Source organism: Vibrio sp. CUB2 (assembly GCF_001557945.1).
GTDB classification, from domain to species: Bacteria; Pseudomonadota; Gammaproteobacteria; order Enterobacterales; family Vibrionaceae; genus Vibrio; species Vibrio owensii.
In genome coordinates this window covers 465,220-483,871 of record NZ_LNRB01000002.1, presented here as the reverse complement: position 1 = coordinate 483,871, position 18,652 = coordinate 465,220, and the positions used below count along the sequence as shown (strand labels likewise).

The 18,652-nt window shown below is 44.2% G+C and carries 14 protein-coding genes; 12 read left to right on the top strand and 2 right to left on the bottom strand.

Features of this window, described 5'->3' with window-relative positions; all coding sequences use genetic code 11:
* The first annotated feature begins 67 nt into the window (after positions 1-67).
* Both ATB78_RS04605 and ATB78_RS04600 read left to right on the top strand, forming a co-directional pair.
* Entirely contained in the window at positions 68-847 is a 780-nt protein-coding gene (locus ATB78_RS04605; protein ID WP_009705451.1) for a class I SAM-dependent methyltransferase, read from the top strand.
* 207 nt (positions 848-1,054) lie between these two features.
* Positions 1,055-1,654, top strand: a complete 600-nt coding sequence (locus ATB78_RS04600) for a hypothetical protein (protein ID WP_061007919.1) — start codon at positions 1,055-1,057, stop codon at positions 1,652-1,654.
* Between the two features lie 71 nt (positions 1,655-1,725).
* Here the strand turns inward: ATB78_RS04600 and ATB78_RS04595 are convergent, their stop codons facing one another.
* Both ATB78_RS04595 and uspA read right to left on the bottom strand, forming a co-directional pair.
* Positions 1,726-2,604 (bottom strand): carboxylate/amino acid/amine transporter, encoded by an 879-nt coding sequence (locus ATB78_RS04595; protein WP_005434580.1) that lies wholly within the window; start codon positions 2,602-2,604, stop codon positions 1,726-1,728.
* A 70-nt stretch (positions 2,605-2,674) separates the two neighbouring features.
* Complete coding sequence (gene uspA / locus ATB78_RS04590) at positions 2,675-3,100, bottom strand: universal stress protein UspA (protein ID WP_005434578.1); 426 nt, start codon at positions 3,098-3,100, stop codon at positions 2,675-2,677.
* Between the two features lie 421 nt (positions 3,101-3,521).
* Here uspA and ftnA point away from each other — a divergent pair, with 421 nt between their 5' ends.
* The 10 genes from ftnA to ATB78_RS04535 all read left to right on the top strand — a co-directional run bounded on the left by ftnA (position 3,522) and on the right by ATB78_RS04535 (position 18,545).
* A complete protein-coding gene (gene ftnA, locus ATB78_RS04580) occupies positions 3,522-4,049 on the top strand; it encodes a non-heme ferritin (protein WP_005434576.1) in 528 nt (175 codons plus the stop codon).
* Between the two features lie 90 nt (positions 4,050-4,139).
* Entirely contained in the window at positions 4,140-4,463 is a 324-nt protein-coding gene (gene uspB, locus ATB78_RS04575; protein WP_005448571.1) for a universal stress protein UspB, read from the top strand.
* Between the two features lie 154 nt (positions 4,464-4,617).
* The gene (locus ATB78_RS04570) at positions 4,618-5,811 is read left to right on the top strand and encodes an NAD(P)/FAD-dependent oxidoreductase (RefSeq protein WP_061007918.1); all 1,194 of its coding nucleotides are present in this window, start codon (positions 4,618-4,620) and stop codon (positions 5,809-5,811) included.
* Between the two features lie 131 nt (positions 5,812-5,942).
* Positions 5,943-6,770 carry a TnsA endonuclease N-terminal domain-containing protein gene (locus tag ATB78_RS04565; protein WP_061007917.1) on the top strand — a complete coding sequence of 276 codons (828 nt, stop codon included), beginning with the start codon at positions 5,943-5,945 and terminating at the stop codon, positions 6,768-6,770.
* Positions 6,757-8,895 (top strand): DDE-type integrase/transposase/recombinase, encoded by a 2,139-nt coding sequence (locus ATB78_RS04560; RefSeq protein ID WP_061007916.1) that lies wholly within the window; start codon positions 6,757-6,759, stop codon positions 8,893-8,895. The genes ATB78_RS04565 and ATB78_RS04560 overlap by 14 nt, the downstream gene beginning before the upstream one ends.
* On the top strand, positions 8,892-10,319 hold the full coding sequence (locus ATB78_RS04555; RefSeq protein ID WP_061007915.1) for an ATP-binding protein: 1,428 nt from the start codon (positions 8,892-8,894) through the stop codon (positions 10,317-10,319). Before ATB78_RS04560 ends, ATB78_RS04555 begins: the two co-directional genes overlap by 4 nt.
* Positions 10,320-10,353: 34 nt before the next feature.
* The gene (locus ATB78_RS04550; protein WP_061007914.1) at positions 10,354-11,925 is read left to right on the top strand and encodes a TnsD family Tn7-like transposition protein; all 1,572 of its coding nucleotides are present in this window, start codon (positions 10,354-10,356) and stop codon (positions 11,923-11,925) included.
* A 78-nt stretch (positions 11,926-12,003) separates the two neighbouring features.
* Positions 12,004-15,525 (top strand): type I restriction-modification system endonuclease, encoded by a 3,522-nt coding sequence (hsdR, locus tag ATB78_RS04545; protein ID WP_061007913.1) that lies wholly within the window; start codon positions 12,004-12,006, stop codon positions 15,523-15,525.
* A gap of 66 nt (positions 15,526-15,591) precedes the next feature.
* A complete protein-coding gene (locus ATB78_RS04540) occupies positions 15,592-17,145 on the top strand; it encodes an N-6 DNA methylase (protein ID WP_061007912.1) in 1,554 nt (517 codons plus the stop codon).
* Positions 17,142-18,545: a restriction endonuclease subunit S gene (locus ATB78_RS04535; protein WP_061007911.1), complete on the top strand. Its 1,404-nt coding sequence runs from the start codon at positions 17,142-17,144 to the stop codon at positions 18,543-18,545. The genes ATB78_RS04540 and ATB78_RS04535 overlap by 4 nt, the downstream gene beginning before the upstream one ends.
* Positions 18,546-18,652: the final 107 nt, after the last annotated feature.

The following is an 18,652-nucleotide window of genomic DNA, read 5'->3' as shown; positions in this document are numbered from 1 at the left end:
TAGCAATTAGAGGCGGGTTGGGTATACACTCAGCGCCAGTTAAACCGATTTTTACTGGAGCCTCCTTTTGCAACTGCAATTGATTTGTGAAGACCCATCTCAACAGTCTCACCTTGATGAACTCGCTGCGCGTTGGCAGCTTTCTCACACTGATGACAGTGACTTTGCCTTAGTCCTCACGACAGAGCGTTTAGAGCTGCGTAAAGTGGATGAGCCAAAGCTGGGTGCTATCTTTGTGGATTTGATTGGTGGTGCAGTAGGTCATCGTCGCAAATTCGGTGGCGGTAAAGGTCAGGCAATCGCGAAAGCGGCGGGTTTGAACAAAGGCGCAACCCCAACGGTGCTTGATGGCACCGCTGGCTTAGGGCGTGATGCGTTCGTATTGGCGTCGTTAGGCTGTAAAGTCCAGATGGTTGAGCGTCACCCAGTGGTCGCTGCATTGTTGGATGACGGTTTGGCTCGTGCGAAACACGATCCAGAAATCGGTACTTGGGTATCAGAGCGCATGTCTTTGATTCACGCTTCTAGCCATGATGCGTTAGAACAATTGGCGCAAGATAAAGACTTCGTTCAGCCAGATGTGGTTTATCTCGACCCAATGTACCCGCACCCTGAAAACAAAAAGAAATCGGCATTAGTGAAGAAAGAGATGCGCGTCTTCCAATCTTTGGTTGGTGCAGATCTTGATGCAGATGGTTTGCTGGCGCCTGCTATGGCATTGGCGAGCAAGCGTGTGGTGGTCAAACGCCCTGATTACGCCAACTGGCTTGATGAGCAAAAGCCGAGCATGGCAATCGAAACCAAAAAGAACCGTTTTGATGTGTATGTGAAGGCATCAATGGCGTAATTCGACTAAACGTCTGACGACAAAAAACTTCTTCTCACAGCGCCTAATTTGGCGCTGTGTTTGTATCTGGTGTTTGCTCTGCTTATTGATACTTTTCTCTTGCTAATTCGGCATACTGACTGTATATCTAACTAAGAATTATTATTATTTCACTTGTGTGATGCCGTAGAGTAAAACAGTCGAGAATTGGGAAGCTGGAGTAGTAGCATGGCGAAACGTTTATGTAAGATGAGCCGCAAACAGATTGCTGAGAGTTTGGGTGACATTCACCGCTTGGTGGTAGCACCTAAGTTTGTCTGCCGCTCTTGTGCTCGTTCTTCTGCCTCGAAAAACACCTTGTGTAAGCCTGCCGCGATTCCACCTCAAAAGTGCCAAGACAAACCGCTATCCGAGCAACAGGCTTGTGGTCTATTGGCGGAAGCACTGCCAACCTCATCTCTTACTCAAGATACCCCAATCATCATGGCGTCTGAGCAAAGCGCAGAGAAAGCCGCGATCGTTAAACGTGTTGTGGAACGAGTGAAAGAGAAAAAACTGGCAGCAAAAGTCGCATCTGTAACCTCAACCACTAAGCTAGAGGCGCCAGCTATGTTTGATTTGTCAGATAAGAAAGCGCTGAAGAAGGCGAAGAAAGCGGTTAAGAAACATTACAAGCAGCAGAAGAAGTTGCTTAAGTTAGCCAAAAAGCAGCAAAAATTGCTCAAACGCCAGCGCAAGCTTGAAGCGCGAAATGCCAAACTAGAGGTGTTACTGCCAACGCCACCAAACACGTTGTTGAGCACAAACTCGCAAGCCAAAGTGCATTAATCGAATCAAAAAAAACACTCTCCAGTTGGAGAGCGTTTTTTATTATCGAGATGTTTGTAGGATTAGCCGTGTTACTTGTTGGCGTAACTCATCTCTACGCGTTTTTTCACCCAAGTTTCGTTAATCCACAGCGATAGCATGATGATTGCACCACCAATGGCAAGTCGCGTCACATCAACATCGCGGTTCCAAATCACGATATTCACAATCAAACCAGCAGGGACGAGTGCGTTGTTCATTACCGCAAGTGCACCCGCGTTGACCATGGTTGCGCCTTTGTTCCACGCAAAGTAACCAAAGCCTGATGCAATCAAACCAAGGTAAGTCAGTATGCCCCATTGTGTTGCTGTGGTTGGCATCTTGTCCAAGTTCCCCATCAGAGCAAAAGCGACGGTCGCCACGCACAATGCGCCTAAGTAGAAGTAGCCAAATACCGTGTGCTGCGGCAGTTCAACCGACTCGGTTTCCATAATGTATTTATAGCCGACCTGACCGATGGCAAAACACAGGTTCGCTCCTTGTACGACCAAAAAGCCCATCAAGAAGTTTTCATTGATGCCCGCAAACTTAATCCACGCCGCGCCCAGCACAGCAATTGCCGCCGTTACCAAATACCAAGGCGAGAATCGACCTTTCAAGAAGTCATAAATCAAGGTGACGTAGATAGGGGTAAATACGGTGAACAGCAGTACTTCTGGTACAGAAAGGAGTAGGAAAGACTGGTAGTAGAAGCAATACATTAAGCCGAGTTGGAAGCCGCCCACGATCATCAATTTCGCGATCAGAGATTTGCTTACGCCACGGAATTTTAAGAAAGGAATGAAGACTAGGCTCGCCAGCGCAACGCGCATGAAAACAGAGAACCAAGAGTCAACCTGACCGGCAAGGTAAACGCCGATCAGGCTAAATGAGAATGCCCAAAGTAGGGTAACTGCGGATAGATAAGCCATGGATGAGAATCTTTATCAACAACAAATGTGCCCGCAGTCTAACCAAGTTTTAAGGTCACGCCAACGCAAATCAGTCTTTTAGCGGTACGACCAGCATATCGACGGGTGAGCAGTTAATAAGCTGACGCGTCGACGAAAGAATCTTGCTCCAGAAATCTTGGTGATGACCACAAACCACTAAATCAATGTTGTAGTCCTGAATGGTATCGCACAGCTCGTTACTCAAATCACCGCTACCAACTAACGTATGCGTGATTGGGTACTCTGCGTATTCTTCAAAATTCGCTAACTGTGTACGAGACGCTTCCATCGCTTGGTGTTGCGCCTCCGCCATGTTGATGTCGATAAGCCCGGTGTAAAGCTCGGCGTAATTCACATCGATATGAATGAAAGAGACTTTCGCATCCAGAGGTTTAGCCAGTGACACGGCTTTCTTAATCAACACTTTACTGTCGTCTGAGAGGTCGACTGCCACAAGTACGTGTTTGTAACTCATATTGCTATCTCCTTGATAAGGTCATAGTGTCAGATTAGCACTAAGTCTCAGATAATTTTGCTGAAGTGATCTCATATCAATATCGTAGGTACAAAGTGTTGCCACAGTAATCATGTTATAGTGGCGTTATACCCAAGTGACTTCAAGACGTGGGATTCAGAGCTTTGTCACTGATTCGAGCGCAAGGAAAACATTGCAGCGTAATAGTTCGCTCTTACCAAAATGTTTGACGAAGAGATCGGTTCAGTGACAAGCTCCCAAAGGGCGAGTTATCTTGGCTTGCAAACATTGTTGACGATTATTGATTTAGAACCACTAGATCTTCAAACCGTCGCCTCGTCTGCAAACCAAGCTATTCTCGCTGAACCCACCCATCTTGAGGTTACTTGGGTATATTGCATGCACATAAATAGGAGTTAACATGCTGTCTCAAACTATGGTTGAACAATTGAATGAGCAAATTAACCTAGAATTTTTCTCATCCAATCTATACTTACAAATGAGTGCTTGGTGTGAAGACAAAGGTTTTGAAGGTGCGGCTGAATTTTTACGCGCTCACGCCGTAGAAGAAATGGAGCACATGCAACGTCTTTTCACTTATGTAAGTGAAACTGGCTCAATGCCAATCCTAGGTGCAATTGAAGCACCTAAGCATGACTTTGCTAGCCTTGGCGATGTTTTCCGTGAAACCTACGAACATGAGCAAATGATCACGGAAAAGATCAACAAATTGGCGCATGTTGCATTTACAAGCCAAGACTACTCAACGTTTAACTTCCTACAGTGGTACGTGGCTGAACAGCACGAAGAAGAGAAGTTGTTTAAAGGGATTTTAGATAAGATCGAATTAGTTGGTGAAGACGGTAAAGCATTGTTCTTCATCGATAAAGATCTAGCACAAATGGCAAAAGAAGGTTCATCTTCAATTATGGGTGCTCCAGCTGCATAACGTGTTCCCGACGCGGTAAGCAGCGGGTTAAGGACGAAGCATTGGTCGTCTTTATCTCTTGAGCATCGTTGAAGATGTAGGGAGGAAAAGATGATCAGTGGAGACACAATCTTATTTGCGCTAATGGTAGTAACGGGAGTAAACATGGTCCGTTATCTCACCGCTCTTCGTTCTTTAATTTACATCATGCGTGAAGCGCATCCTTTGCTTTATCAGCAAGTGGATGGCAATGGATTTTTCACCACCCATGGTAACGTCACCAAACAGGTGCGGCTCTACCATTACATTAAGAGTAAAGAGTATCACCATCATCACGATGAGATCTTTACTGGCAAATGCGAAAGGGTGCGCGGGTTATTCATTTTATCGACCGCTTTACTTGGTGTGACCCTACTGGCTGCCTTCATTCTTTAAGCCAGCAAGCTGTGCTTGGAATTTAAGCGCTTTTCCCGCTCGACTTTTGTCGTTAGAATAGCGCCCGCAGAAAGCAAGGATGTGCATTACGCACATCCTTTTTTATTTTTGGATTTTGGACAAACCAATCTAAATAAGTAATTGAGCGTTACCCATGAGTAAGAAATTTGATGTTGTTGTAATCGGCGCAGGTGCGGCGGGTTTGATGTGTGCAGCAGAAGCAGGCAAACGCGGACGCAGTGTGCTCGTGCTGGATCATGCGAAAAAGCCAGGACGTAAAATCCTTATCTCAGGTGGTGGTCGTTGTAACTTCACTAACTACGACGTCTCAGCGAGCAACTACTTATGCCAAAACCCACACTTCGTGAAATCGGCGTTGTCTCAGTACACCAACTGGGACTTTATCTCGATGGTCAGCAAACATGGCATCGAGTTTGAAGAGCGCGATCACGGACAGTTGTTCTGTGTTGATGCGTTTACTGCAAAAGACATCGTTAAGATGCTACTAGCAGAATGCGATATGCCAAACATCCAACAACGCTACCAATGTGATGTACATTCGATTGAGAAAACCGATGCGGGTTTCCGTTTGCATGCTGGTACTGAAAATATCGAATGTGAATCTTTGGTGGTAGCAACGGGCGGCCTGTCGATGCCTAAATTGGGTGCGACGCCATTCGGCTACAAGATTGCTGAGCAGTTTGAGCTTCCGGTGATTGCGACTACAGCAGGTTTGGTGCCGTTTACGCTGCACAAAGAAGACAAAGAAGATTTCGCTGAATTATCGGGCATTGCGATCCCGGCGGAAATCACCGCGCAAGACGGTACTATGTTCAAAGAAGCGTTGCTGTTTACTCATCGCGGTTTGTCTGGTCCATCGGTTCTGCAGATCTCGTCATTCTGGAAAGCGGGTCAGAGGGTTACGATTAACCTTGTACCAAACGACGACATCGCCGAGCTACTAGAACGCAGCCGCGAGAAGCATCCAAACCAATCGTTGAAGAACACGCTAGCAAAAGTGCTACCAAAGCGTTTGGTTGAAGTGCTGATTGAGCGTAAAGAATTGGCAGACAAACCTCTTAAGCAGTTCAACCAGAAAGAAATGGCAACCATCGTTGAGCGTCTAGAAAACTGGGCAGTCGCACCGAACGGCACAGAAGGTTACCGCACTGCAGAAGTGACCCTAGGCGGCGTAGATACCGATCACCTGTCTTCAAAAACCATGGAATGTAAGAACATCAAAGGCTTGTACTTCATTGGCGAAGTGATGGACGTAACTGGTTGGTTGGGTGGCTATAACTTCCAATGGTGCTGGTCGAGCGGTTTTGTTGCTGGTCAGTGGGTGTAAGCTGTGTAGAAACAATAAAGTTCGCCCATAAGCAATAAAGTTTGCCCACAACGACATTTTTAGACAATAAAGTTTGCCCATAGTGAGGCGTACTACTATGCTTTATACAGTGAAGCTTTATTGGATTAAGTATGGGACGTGGCCGAAAAATCGAGTCGTTAGATGACTATCAACGGCACTTGCGGAACAAATATGGGCTGGGTCAAGGTGCTAACTACAAACCTTGGCTTAGGATTCAGGATGTAAAATCTAAAGGTACACGCTCACTGATTTATGGTAGGAAGTCTCAAAGAGACCACCATATGATGTCTTCTATAGAAAGTGAGCACTTTTATCTTGCTGAGTTTTCGAACCGTGTTGTTGATATCAGGGAGCAATTTCCCCTCTTCCCTCTAAATTTTACGCAGAAAGTAGCTAAAACCCTTGGGGTACAACACCCTACCCATCCTCATACAAAAGAACCGATTATCATGACAACAGATCAGTTGCTCACGATAGACTCTTCTCAAGGCACAACATACCATGCTATTTCTGTTAAATCTGAAGATGATTCTAGTGATCCACGTGTACTGGAAAAAAATGATATCGAGAGGGTTTGTTGGGAGTTGCTTGGGATTAAATTTAGTTACTTTACTGGGAATGAATTAACAAGAGTTCAAAGTAGTAACCTTCTATGGGCTACGTCACCGTTCCGTAAGAACCCGGTGAGCTTTTCGACCGAGCAGGTTAATTGTGCGCTCTCTATTTTAACTGTTCGGCAGTACTTTATTGAAGACATTTGTAATCAACTAATCTCACTGAATGTTACTACGCATGAAGATGCTCTATTACTAATTCGTTTCCTAATCGCTGATAGATATATTGAAGTAGATCTTTCTAAAAACATTGTTGAATCAGGGCTTATTGACATAACGTATGTAACTGAACAACGGGGAGGTATCCTATATGGAGCTTCCTAAAAACAGTGTTTGGAGAGTGAGTAATTCGAACTTGCTTGAAGACGGCCTCTATCGATTGTTGGATTTATTACATGATGTTGAGTCTGTCATTTTATTCTCACTAGAGGATTCTTCTACAGTAGTAAGACCTGTAGCAGTTTCCTTGGAGGGTTTCCTTGAGTCCATTTCTAGTCATGAAGCGAAAAAAACACAATATAAATTGCCAGCTCATTTAATGGTCGATGAAGAAAATCTTTCAGAAGAGTACATCGCTCGTCGAGATAAAAATTACGATTTAATCGAAGGTGTAATATTCGATCAGAGCTTTATTTTCGACTACGCGACCAAGAAGCGCTTTCCTAAGTTAAGCGAACATGCGCGGAAGTTGGGAGTGGATCGCAAATCTTTAGCCAGATTGCTCACTTTATATTGGAGAAATGGTCAGGATAAGATGGCTCTGTTACCGGCATTTGCAAATAGTGGCGGCTTTGGGAGGGAGAAAGTTCCAACAACGAAACCATTAGGTGCACCGAAACAACCTAGAACGATAGCTGTAGATCGAGCGGCTAAGTATATTGTGTGCAATGATGACAAGAAGAAATTCAAGAAAGCTTTAAAGAAGTACTACCTTAAAGAAGCTGGCCTCACGTTGGCAAAAACTTATAAAAATCTGCTTAAAGATAGTTATTCAAAAGAAATCAGGCAAGCAGGGGTTATGGGTAGACCTCCTTTGGTGCCAACAGAAAAACAGTTCAGCTACTGGCGTACAAAGCTATTTAGTAAAGAGCAGATAATTAAGCAACGAACGTCAGAAAATGACTACCTCAGAAATAAAAGAGGAGTCCTAGGCAGCATTACAGATCGAAGCTATTTGCCTGGTACTCACTTTGAAATAGATGCGACTGTTGCTGACGTGCATATCGTATCTGAGCTTAAGCCAGAAGAGGTCTTAGGGCGACCGACGATTTACATTGTAGCGGATAGAGCAAGCCGAATGATAGTTGGTATGCATGTATCTCTATATCATGCTTCATGGCGTGCAGCTCGACAGGCATTAACCAATGCTTTCTTACCTAAATCTGATTACTGTAAGAGCTTCGGGATCGACATAGAAGACTCAGAGTGGCCTTGTGCCCACATCCCTAAAGAGTTGGTTTGCGACAATGGTGAAATGATTGGAGTGCAGCCCAGAAAAGCGCTGACTCCAATGACGAAATTATCATTTACCCCACCATATAGGCCTGATTGCAAAGGGGTTGTGGAGAAACGTTTTGATATTCTTAATAAAGAACTACTTCATGATCTGCTAGGTTCAACAAGAGGTGGGCCAGTTGTTAGAGGTAATGAAGACCCAAGAAAAGTTGCACTTTATACCCTGAAAGAAGTAACTGCCGAATTAATTAAAACTGTCCTAGAGCATAACCGTTCAATTTTCGATGACTTGGCTTTTGCCAGCCCTTTACTCATTGAGCATGATCTATCCCCAACACCTCTGAACTACTGGAAAATACACCTTGCGAAACATAGACACGACCTTCAGTTTGCTAGAAGTGATGAAGTTATCGCTAGGTTGTTACCTTCAGCAGAAGTAAGTATGACTCGAAGTGGTATATATTTTAATGGTTTGTACTACTCATGTGCAGAGGTCGAAGAGCTAAGCCTCGCCTCTGTAGCTAGGTCTTCAGGTCGTTGGAGGCTTGAAGCGAGAATTGACGAAAATACAACCAATTACATCTATGTCCGTTTGGACAAAAATAAAGGTTTTGTTAGATGTGATCTTCTACCTCGCAGCAGGATGTTCAGTGATAAATCGATATTTGAGTCTAATTTTATCCAAGACTGGCTCGACTCCAAAAAAGAGCTAACACCAATTTCAGTAACTTCTATTGATGATCATAAGCATCAACAGGATGTTACTCGACAAGCTAAACACAGAAATAAAGAAGCGGGTAAACTTTCTTTACAGGATAGAACGAAAAACACCCGTCAGCGACGCAATGACGAGTTAGAAACGACAACAAATATGATTACACCAGAGTCACTAGCTTCAGGTGGTAATGATACGGCTGATACTGCGCCCGTTAGCGATAAAGTAATTCCATTACCAAAAGGTCCCAAGAGAAGAGTGAGTAGAGGTGAGTCATGAGAATTGAACCCGCAGTGTATCAAGATGCAATTCTTCCTGAGCATCGCGGTAATCCAATAATAGAGGCCCTTCCAGCTAAAAAAGCATGGGTAAGCGTTATGGAGGAGTTTAGTAACTATCCAGATTACTCAGAAGAAATCGCTGATCATCCCGATCCATTAGTTCGTGATGAATACCTAAATCGCATTGAAGAGATTAGACAGCCACTGACTGACTATGAAGCATGTTTCCGCGCTGTTGAAAGGGCTATCAAAAAGGGTTACTCGGCCAAGAATCCACTGAGTCCTACAACTGCTCAGTATTTGCATTATTTGGTTGATGAAAGGCCAGATATTGAACCGAGAACAGGGTACTTTCAACCTAAAGGGGATGGACTGACTCTAATCGGTGAAAGTGGTGTTGGTAAAACCTCAATGGTTGAGCAAGTTCTGGGATATTTTCCGACTGTAATTGTGCACGAGTCTTATAAAGGCCAACCACTTGAGCTAAGAAAACAAGTTGTCTGGATAAAAGTGGACTGCCCCAGCAATTCTAGCGTGAGGGATCTTTGTGAAGAGATACTTTCAACACTTGATTTAACTTTAGACAGAGAAAGAACAAAGCCTGCTGGGACCATCGGGCAACTAATTAGGCAGTTAGAGCGTTCAATCAAATCGAGTTTTCTGGGCATGCTCGTGATTGATGAAATGCAAAACTTAAAGTTTAAAAGAACTGGTGGCGAGAATAATTTATTGAGGTTTTTGCATCGACTAATGAACAAACTAGGGGTTCCTCTTTTCTTCGTAGCAAATCCTCCGTTTGATCAGTCTCTGATTAAAGAGCTCAAAGCAGCCCGACGCGCTGAGAGTGGTTATCACCACACTATGTCTGTTTTAACAAGGGACAGTGTGTCGTGGAATGCGTTTATAGACCAACTCTGGCAATACCAATGGACCAACGTATATACAGATCTTACAGAAGAGCTGAATGATGCTCTTCATTCTTTGTCTGTTGGTAATATCGATATGGCAAGTCGCACCTATAGAGAAGCCCAACGTCTGGTTATTGGCTCAGATGATGAACGCATTACGCCTGCAACCTTATCTGCCGGTAATGCAGTTGCTTGTGGCCTTTCTAGACAAACAGAGGAAGTGGATAGCTTAAAGGCTGTTCTTATTCCTTTACCGAAAGGCAAGCACCGTATCCCCCAGAACAAAGAAGTGCCGATTGTTAAGGCAGTCGATAAAACAGGTGATGTTACCAAACCACAGCATCCAGAGTTTGCGACTAAGCTTGTCGAGTTGGTTGGAGCTGTAGATTTGCTAGATAGGATTAAAGACCCTGACTTATTTCAACAAGCGGCGGGCCTAGAAGACCCTATGGGCTACTTAAGGACTCGCAATGTTATGCTAGACGACCCTCTTTCAGAATTATCCTATAGTTAAGATACAGGAACTCTCAATATATAGGAGGCTCATCATGCAGTTGCCAAACGCACTCCCTGATGAGTCCTTACACAGCCGGATATGCCGTTACTTATCAGTTTGTGAGCATTCTACTGGGCTAGCTTTAGAGCTGCTTTTGGGCGATAAGAGAGCAACTGTTCATCCGTACCTCACATCAAACTTACACTTTCTCGCTCAATCAGCTGATGAATCATCAAAGACACTCTTATCCTCACAAACACTGCGTCCATTGTTTTCCTATTATCTGCCACAATATAGAAACACGATTGAAGATGTAGCTGCCAGCACAAATGAGGTTATAAGAGCGAGCCAGCTTTCAACCTTTCGTGGAAAAGATACCTTATCTGCTAAGTACTGCCCTGTGTGCGCACAAAATGATTTGCATGAGTATGGCGTTGCTTATTGGCACCTGAATCATCAGATTCCAGGCGTGGAGGCATGTTCAACACATAAAACGTGGCTAATTCATCAAGAGTTGCCTGGTCGCAGTCATGTGTGTTGTCATTTTCTGCCTAACCAAAATACGATACTTATGCATTTGCATTGCACTGATGTCGCAGCTGACTTCGCATCTTTTGCTACTCAACGAGTGCTAGTGTTACAGACTCGGAGTCAAGACGATAGCCAATTGAGAAAGGACTACAAAAATCAGCTAGGCTTGAGTGGTTTTTTGACGGCAACTGGTCGGGTGAGAAGAAAGAGTATCTTAGAGGGGCTGTATGAGTTATCCGAAGGCTTATTTCTCTCACCAACACTTCTGTCTGTCAGATCAAATTCAGATTTCAGCTTTGTATCGACATTGCTCTCTGGTCAGTACCCTCAGCATCCATTTAAGCACTTACTTTTTGAGTTTTTCCTATCTCGTTGCCGATCCTTCAAAGGAGTGACAAGCAAGAATCTAAGCCCTCGAACTGCTATAAACAGAGAAAAACAATGCTGCGATTTATTGAAGTCGGGCTTATCAATGGCTGCTGTAAGTCGCGAGGTTGGTAAGAGTCGTTGTTATGTCAAAAGCGTTGCTCTGAAGAATGATATTTCGGTCAATTTGAAGCCTAGGAAAATCACGGAAAGTATCAAGGAATTGGTAGTACAACTGGCGTTAAAAGGCTTTCATAGAGACGTTATAGCAAAAAAGCATTATATCTCTTCTGGCAGTGTCGAACAGATTATATCGACGACAACTGGTCTTGTTGAGCGGCGTAAGCAATGCAAAGTTGAGTCTCTAAGGCGCAAATATCGTTGCCAGATAGTACGGTTTATTAATGTGAACCCTAATGTGAGTCGACAAGAGATAAAGAGAGCCCATGAAGCTGCTTATTACTGGCTGTATAATCACGAGTATACGTGGTTTGAAACTGTGCTTCCAACTGCAAGTAAGACGCAACATGTTGATAGAGTTGATTGGGAACAACGAGATAACGAGCTTTCGAAGCAAGTGGTAAAAATACTATCTAATTCCGACCGCAAGCCATCTCGTACTGAGTTGGATAAGCTCTTAGGAGGACATGGCTGGCTGACATCCAAGATAGACAAATTGCCGAAGACTAAAGAATTACTTAAGCAGAAGTTTTATCTGTTTAAATAGTTAATGCTGGTCACCTACCGATAAAATCGATTCATGATAATATGTCCGGTGTTGCTGAATAACGGACCGATATCGCTCATGGATATAAAAAACACAAGTAGCTTCTCTTTTCTTGCAGAACACGACCCACTTTTCGTTGAGTTAGCTTTGGGAGCTGAGCGTGTTTTTTCCAGTGATCCCAATACAACGTTAATCAAGCTCAGACAGCTAGGTGAAGCATTAGCGCAACATATCGCGGTGCTAATTGGTGTTGAATATGATGAAAAAACCAATCAAGCCGATCTGTTATACCGTCTTAATCGCGAACTGAAGTTTGAGCCTGTTGTACGTGAGCTTTTCCATACTCTCCGTATTGAAGGCAACAAAGCGACTCACCAGTTCAGAACTCAACACCGAGAAGCTCTTGACGGTCTTAAAGTGGCGAGAGCACTCGCGATCTGGTTTCATCAATCTTTTGGAAAGCAAGGCTCAAGCTTTAAACCTGGGCCGTTCATTTTACCACAAGACCCTAGTAGCCAGTTGCGTCAGCTGCAGTCTGAAATTGAGAAACTCAAGGCTGACCTCACCAATGCCAACGTTGAGTTGGATTCCAGCAAGCAATTAAATGACCTTATCCAACAAGAAAAAGTGGAGTTTGAAGCGTTGGCTTTGGCTATGGATGAGGAATCTCAACAACTTGCCGAACTTGCCCAAGAGCACGAGTTGGCGTTAACTGTACAAAAAAAAGAATACGAATCCAAGCTGCGCGCTCTTCAGAAAAAGTTAGAGCAGCAGGATGAAAAAGCCTCGGTATCTCAAAAGCAAAAAGTAAGCGCCAATACGCGCAAAGCAAGTCAGCACATAGCTTTAAGTGAAGAGCTCACACGTATTCTGATTGACCAACAGCTTACAGAAGCGGGGTGGCCTGCTGATAGCCAAGAACAAACATACCAAAACGGGGCCCGTCCAGAAAAAGGCGTTAATAAAGCGATTGCAGAATGGCCAACAAAATACAATGGAGAAGGCGGCAGAGCTGACTATGTATTATTCCATGGTCTGATACCAATAGCTGTAGTAGAAGCAAAAAAAGAAAATACCAATGTCGCGGGTAAGATCCCTCAAGCTGAGCGCTACAGCAAAGGTTTTAAGCTCGAAGGACAAATGCTAGGCGCTTGGGAAATTGAAGGGCAAACGGTTGCATGGTCAGGCGAGCTCGATGACCAATACAAAGTTCCATTCGTTTACTCCTGCAATGGTCGCCCATATATACCGCAGCTTGCTGAACAGTCCGGCACTTGGTTCCGAGATGTTCGTGACTCTAGTAATACTAAGCGTGCTTTAGAGCAGTTCCACACACCTGATGGTTTATTTGACTTACTGAAGCGAAGTAAGCAGGAAGCGGAGCAAGTTCTACAACAAGAAGGGTTTGCCTATCTCAAGCTGCGTAGTTATCAAGTAAAGGCTATTACTGCGGTAGAAAGCACCTTGGCGAAAAATGTTCGCAGTGCGCTACTGGCCATGGCGACTGGTACCGGCAAGACTCGAACTATTATTGGCTTGATGTACCGCTTTTTGAAAGCTGAACGTTTCAAACGTATTCTGTTTTTGGTTGACCGAACAGCTCTAGGTAATCAAGCAATTGGCTCGTTCAGAGAAACTAAACTGGAGCAAGATAAAACCCTTTTTAATAATTACGATATCGCAGAATTGGGTGATATGGCAGCGGAGGCTGAAACACGAATTCAAGTTGCAACAGTTCAGGCTATGGTGAAGCGTATATTCATGTCGGATAACCCACCGTCAATCGATCAATATGATTGTATAATTGTCGACGAAGCCCACCGTGGCTATACCCTAGATCAAGAGATGAGCGAGGGTGAATTAGCAACAAGAGATGCAAGTCAGTATCTGTCTAGTTACCGTCGAGTACTCGACTACTTTGATGCTGTTAAGGTTGGCTTAACAGCCACGCCAGCGAAACATACAAGTGAGATTTTTGGTAAGCCCGTTTATACCTATTCCTATCGTGAAGCGGTCGCAGATGACTGGCTAATTGACCACGAGCCGCCAATTCGTTATGAAACTTTGCTAACCCAGAATGGCATTGCCTTTGATAAAGGGTCTCAAGTCTCAGCTATCAATACCCAAACAGGTGAGATTGAATCCTCTGAACTGGAAGATGAGCTTAAGTTTGAGGTTGATGCGTTTAACCGCAGAGTCATAAATGAGAACTTTAATCGAGTCATCTGTGAGCAGCTGGTACAGGAACTTGATCCATTTGGTGATGAAAAAACCATGGTTTTCTGTGCGACGGACTTGCATGCCGATATGGTGAAACGTCTGTTGGACAACGCATTCAAAGAGCTTTACAACGGCGAATATAATCAAGCTGCAGTCGCTAAGATTACCGGCCAAAGTGACAAAGTCGATACGCTCATCCGCCAATACAAGAATGAACGTTATCCCAACATTGCCATTACAGTTGATTTGCTGACGACAGGCATCGATGTTCCCAAAATAGCTAACCTTGTTTTTCTTCGTCGCGTAAAATCACGCATCTTATATGAGCAGATGATTGGGCGCGCTACTCGCCGTTGTGACGAGATCGGTAAAACCGTATTTCGGATTTATGACCCCGTCGATATTTATGCAGCGTTGAGCGAGGTCAACACCATGAAGCCTTTGGTGAAAGATCCGAATGTCACTATCGAGCAGTTAGTGGATGAGCTGACGGATCCCGAAACGTTGGATAAAGCGCTAAATAGTCCTGGTGAGCAACAAGGTGAATCGCACGCGGACGTCATTCTTAGCCAACTAAGCCAAAAGCTTATGCGAGTGTTGCGCAAGGCCGAGAAAAAATCCGAATCAAACCCAAAACTGAAAGAGAAGCTAGGGGAATTACAGGAGCTATGGGGTGTTGAACCTAAATTGCTGCATAAACACTTGCATCAGTTGGGGCCCAAACAGGCGGCGCAGTTTGTAACTCAGCAAAGCGGCATGCTGAATCAACTGGCGGAAGTGTCAGTGCTGATTGGCAGTGAACGTAAACCTGTGATCTCTAACCATGAAGATGAATTACGAGAGCGCAATCAAAGCTATGGTGCTTACCAACGCCCTGAAGATTATCTCGATAGTTTTAACCAGTTCATTAAAGAACAGTTAAATCAATCTGCTGCGCTAGCGGTAGTGGTCAATAAGCCTAGAGACTTAACGCGAGAGCAGCTTAAAGAAGTGCGCTTACTTCTGGATGGAGCCGGTTACGCCGAAGCGAAACTACAAAGTGCAGTGCGTAACCAAACCAACCAAGACATTGCAGCCAGTATCATTGGACACATTCGCCGTGCAGCTTTTGGTGAACCATTATTACCATTTGAACAACGTGTTGCCCTGGCGATGGACCGGATTTATACCAATCATCAGTGGACACCAGCACAGCGAAAATGGCTTGACCGGCTTGCCAAACAGCTTGTTCATGAAGTCATCGTCGACCGTGAATTTGTGAATCTGCGCTTTGCGGATCATGGTGGTGCTAAACAATTAGACAAAATTTTGGTAAACCGACTGGATACCGTACTCTCTGAGCTCAGTGAAGCTATGTGGCCATTACAAAGCGCCAGTTAATCAGAAACAAATTAAATCACTTGGCACATTTTATCGATGAGCTAAGAAAGAGAACTAGGAAACAACATGACTGACGATAACATCGTACAAAAACTCTGGAACCTCTGTGACGTGCTGCGTGATGACGGTATCAACTACTCGGACTATGTAACTGAACTAGTACTGCTGCTGTTCATTAAAATGGTGCATGAGAATACCGAAGCCGAAACGTTGGATAAGCATACTCTACCAGAGGGTTGTCGTTGGACGGATTTGAACAGCAAGTCAGGTATTAACTTGCTCAACCACTACAAGCAAATGTTGCTCGACCTCTCTAAAGACACAGATCCGCTGATCAGCGCGATTTATGCCGATGCACAAACCCGCCTGCGTGAGCCTCGCCATCTAGAGCAGCTCGTTAAGTCACTCGATCAGATTAAAGATTGGTTTAGCAATGAAAAAGATGGCCTTGGCAACCTATATGAAGGCTTATTACAAAAGAACGCCAATGAAACTAAATCTGGTGCAGGGCAATACTTCACACCAAGAAGCCTGATTGATTCTATGGTGCGCTGTATCAAACCTCAGCCAGGAGAAGTGATTCAAGACCCAGCAGCAGGTACAGCAGGCTTCTTGATTGCCGCTGATCGCTACATGAAAGAGCTGACCGATGAGTATTTCGACCTCGATACAAAGCAGCAAGCGTTCCAAAAAAACAAGGCATTTATTGGTGTGGAACTTGTGCCGTCGACTCGTCGCTTAGCGCTAATGAACTGTTTGCTGCATGGTATGGAAGGTGATGATGAAGGTGTGGTTCACTTGGGTAACGCCTTAGGTCTGGTGGGTGCAAACCTAGAAAAAGCGGATGTGATTCTGGCCAACCCACCATTTGGTACCAGCAAAGGTGGTGAGGCATCTATCACCCGCGATGATTTGACCTACCCAACGAGCAACAAACAACTGGCTTTCTTACAGCATATCTATCGCAATTTGAAGCCAGGCGGACGTGCTGCGGTTGTGCTGCCTGACAACGTGTTATTTGAATCAGGCACAGGAACAGATGTTCGTCGAGACCTGATGAACAAATGTAACCTTCATACTATTCTGCGACTACCAACCGGCATTTTCTATGCTCAAGGCGTTAAAACCAATGTGCTCTTTTTTACCAAGGGCAGCGCAAAGGACAAGTTGCAAGAAGAAAACTGCACAGAGAATGTGTGGGTATACGATCTTCGCACTAATATGCCGAGTTTTGGTAAGCGCAACCCATTTAATGACAGCCATCTTGCGCCTTTTGAAAAGGTCTATGGTGAAGTTGCCAATGGTCAAAGTCCGCGTCAAGAAGGGGAATGGTCATTCGATGCATTTGAAATTGAAGTAGATAAGTCCGCTAGCGAAGAAAACCAAAACGTTGACAATGATTTAGCGCACAGTCGTTGGCGTTGTTTTAGCCGTGATTGGATTCGTCAAAGTAAAGGCGATTCTCTTGATATTATCTGGCTAAAAGACAAAGACAGTGTCGATGCCTCAAGTCTTCCTGAGCCTAGTGTGTTGGCAAAAGAAGCCAAGCAGCAATTGAATGATGCTTTGTCAGAGCTAGATAAATTACTCGTTGAGCTGGATGTTGGAGCTGAAAGATGAGTAATGAACTTTTTGACCAAGGTTGGGTTAGTGCAACTATTGGTGATTACTTGTACTTGAAAAATGGTTATGCGTTCAAGAGTAAGGATTATGTTGAGGCGTCTAACCAATCTGTCCCAATTATTCGAATATCCGACCTGAACGGTAATATTGCTTCTGATGATAATGCCGCCCATGTTTTAAACGGTATTGACGGTTTTGAGGTTCATCAAAATGACTTGTTAATTGCAATGTCAGGAGCAACTACTGGCAAAGTCGGTATATATAGAGGCAAAGAACCAGCCTATCAGAATCAGCGAGTTGGCAATATTAAATTACATTCTGAAGAATATGGAAATACTAACTATCGCAACTATCTGATATCAGCATTAAGCAAGCAAATATTAGATATAGCCTATGGTGGTGCACAACCTAACATTTCTGGTAAAGCCATTGAGGCTATTGAAATTGTTCTTCCATCTCTCGCCGAACAAAAAATCATCGCGGAAAAGCTAGATACTCTGCTAGCACAAGTTGAAGCGACCAAAGCTCGACTAGAAAGTGCGCTTGAAACGCTCAAGCAGTTCCGTCAATCGGTTTTGGCTGCCGCAGTGAGTGGCAAGCTGACTGAGGATTTGCGAAGTCCGAAAGATAAGTACACTGAGTTTGCTGGTTATATGGTTCCTTCATCTTGGCTTGAAAGCTCTATTGGCAAAGAATGTGAGTATGTAACAAGTGGTTCCCGTGGGTGGGCAAAATATTACTCCGAAAGCGGGTCTCTTTTTATTCGTTCTCAGGATATAAACTCTGATGAACTTAAAATCCAAGATGCTGCTTATGTGAGATTACCTGAGAAAGTCGAAGGCCAAAGAACAAAGGTTCAAATAGATGATTTGCTCATTACTATAACTGGTGCAAATGTTACAAAATGTGCGCGCATAAAATGTAATCTTGAGGATGCATACATTAGCCAACATGTTGCATTGGTTAGGTTAAAGTCTTCAGGTGAAGCAGCTTTCTTTGAACTTGTTTTGAAAGCTCAAAATGCCGGTAGAAAAAAGCTCCAAGCAATGGCATATGGTGGTGGAAAACCTGGCTTAAATTTGCAAAACATAAAAGATGTTGAATTTGCTAAGCCGACTACCTCTGAAGAGGTGGACACAATTATTCGTCGTGTTGAAAATTTATTGGCTGGTGCCGACACTACCGAACAACAAGTTAATCAAGCTTTAAAGCGAGTTAATAACCTCACCCAGTCTATACTTGCCAAGGCTTTCCGCGGTGAACTAACGGAACAATGGCGCAAAGAAAATCCGGATCTAATTTCTGGTGAAAACTCAGCAGAAGCGCTGCTGAAAAAGATTAAAGCAGAGCGAGCGGCTGCAAAGCCCAAGCGCAAAGCAGGTAAAGCCAGAGCATGACAGAGAACCCAATACAGTGTTTTTTAAGATGGCAATCTAAAGGTGGTCATGGGTACGGTCTACTGTGGTTCAATGCATCCTTGGTTTTCGCTTTGGGGGCTTTAGCC

Coding starts and splice junctions, on each gene's coding strand:
- ATB78_RS04560 (WP_061007916.1), top strand. CDS start 6,757: ATGGAGCTTCCTAAAAACAGTGTTTGGAGAGTGAGTAATTCGAACTTG.
- hsdR (WP_061007913.1), top strand. CDS start 12,004: ATGGATATAAAAAACACAAGTAGCTTCTCTTTTCTTGCAGAACACGAC.
- ATB78_RS04570 (WP_061007918.1), top strand. CDS start 4,618: ATGAGTAAGAAATTTGATGTTGTTGTAATCGGCGCAGGTGCGGCGGGT.
- ATB78_RS04540 (WP_061007912.1), top strand. CDS start 15,592: ATGACTGACGATAACATCGTACAAAAACTCTGGAACCTCTGTGACGTG.
- ATB78_RS04555 (WP_061007915.1), top strand. CDS start 8,892: ATGAGAATTGAACCCGCAGTGTATCAAGATGCAATTCTTCCTGAGCAT.
- uspB (WP_005448571.1), top strand. CDS start 4,140: ATGATCAGTGGAGACACAATCTTATTTGCGCTAATGGTAGTAACGGGA.
- ATB78_RS04550 (WP_061007914.1), top strand. CDS start 10,354: ATGCAGTTGCCAAACGCACTCCCTGATGAGTCCTTACACAGCCGGATA.
- ATB78_RS04600 (WP_061007919.1), top strand. CDS start 1,055: ATGGCGAAACGTTTATGTAAGATGAGCCGCAAACAGATTGCTGAGAGT.
- ATB78_RS04595 (WP_005434580.1), bottom strand. CDS start 2,604: ATGGCTTATCTATCCGCAGTTACCCTACTTTGGGCATTCTCATTTAGC.
- uspA (WP_005434578.1), bottom strand. CDS start 3,100: ATGAGTTACAAACACGTACTTGTGGCAGTCGACCTCTCAGACGACAGT.
- ATB78_RS04535 (WP_061007911.1), top strand. CDS start 17,142: ATGAGTAATGAACTTTTTGACCAAGGTTGGGTTAGTGCAACTATTGGT.
- ATB78_RS04565 (WP_061007917.1), top strand. CDS start 5,943: ATGGGACGTGGCCGAAAAATCGAGTCGTTAGATGACTATCAACGGCAC.
- ftnA (WP_005434576.1), top strand. CDS start 3,522: ATGCTGTCTCAAACTATGGTTGAACAATTGAATGAGCAAATTAACCTA.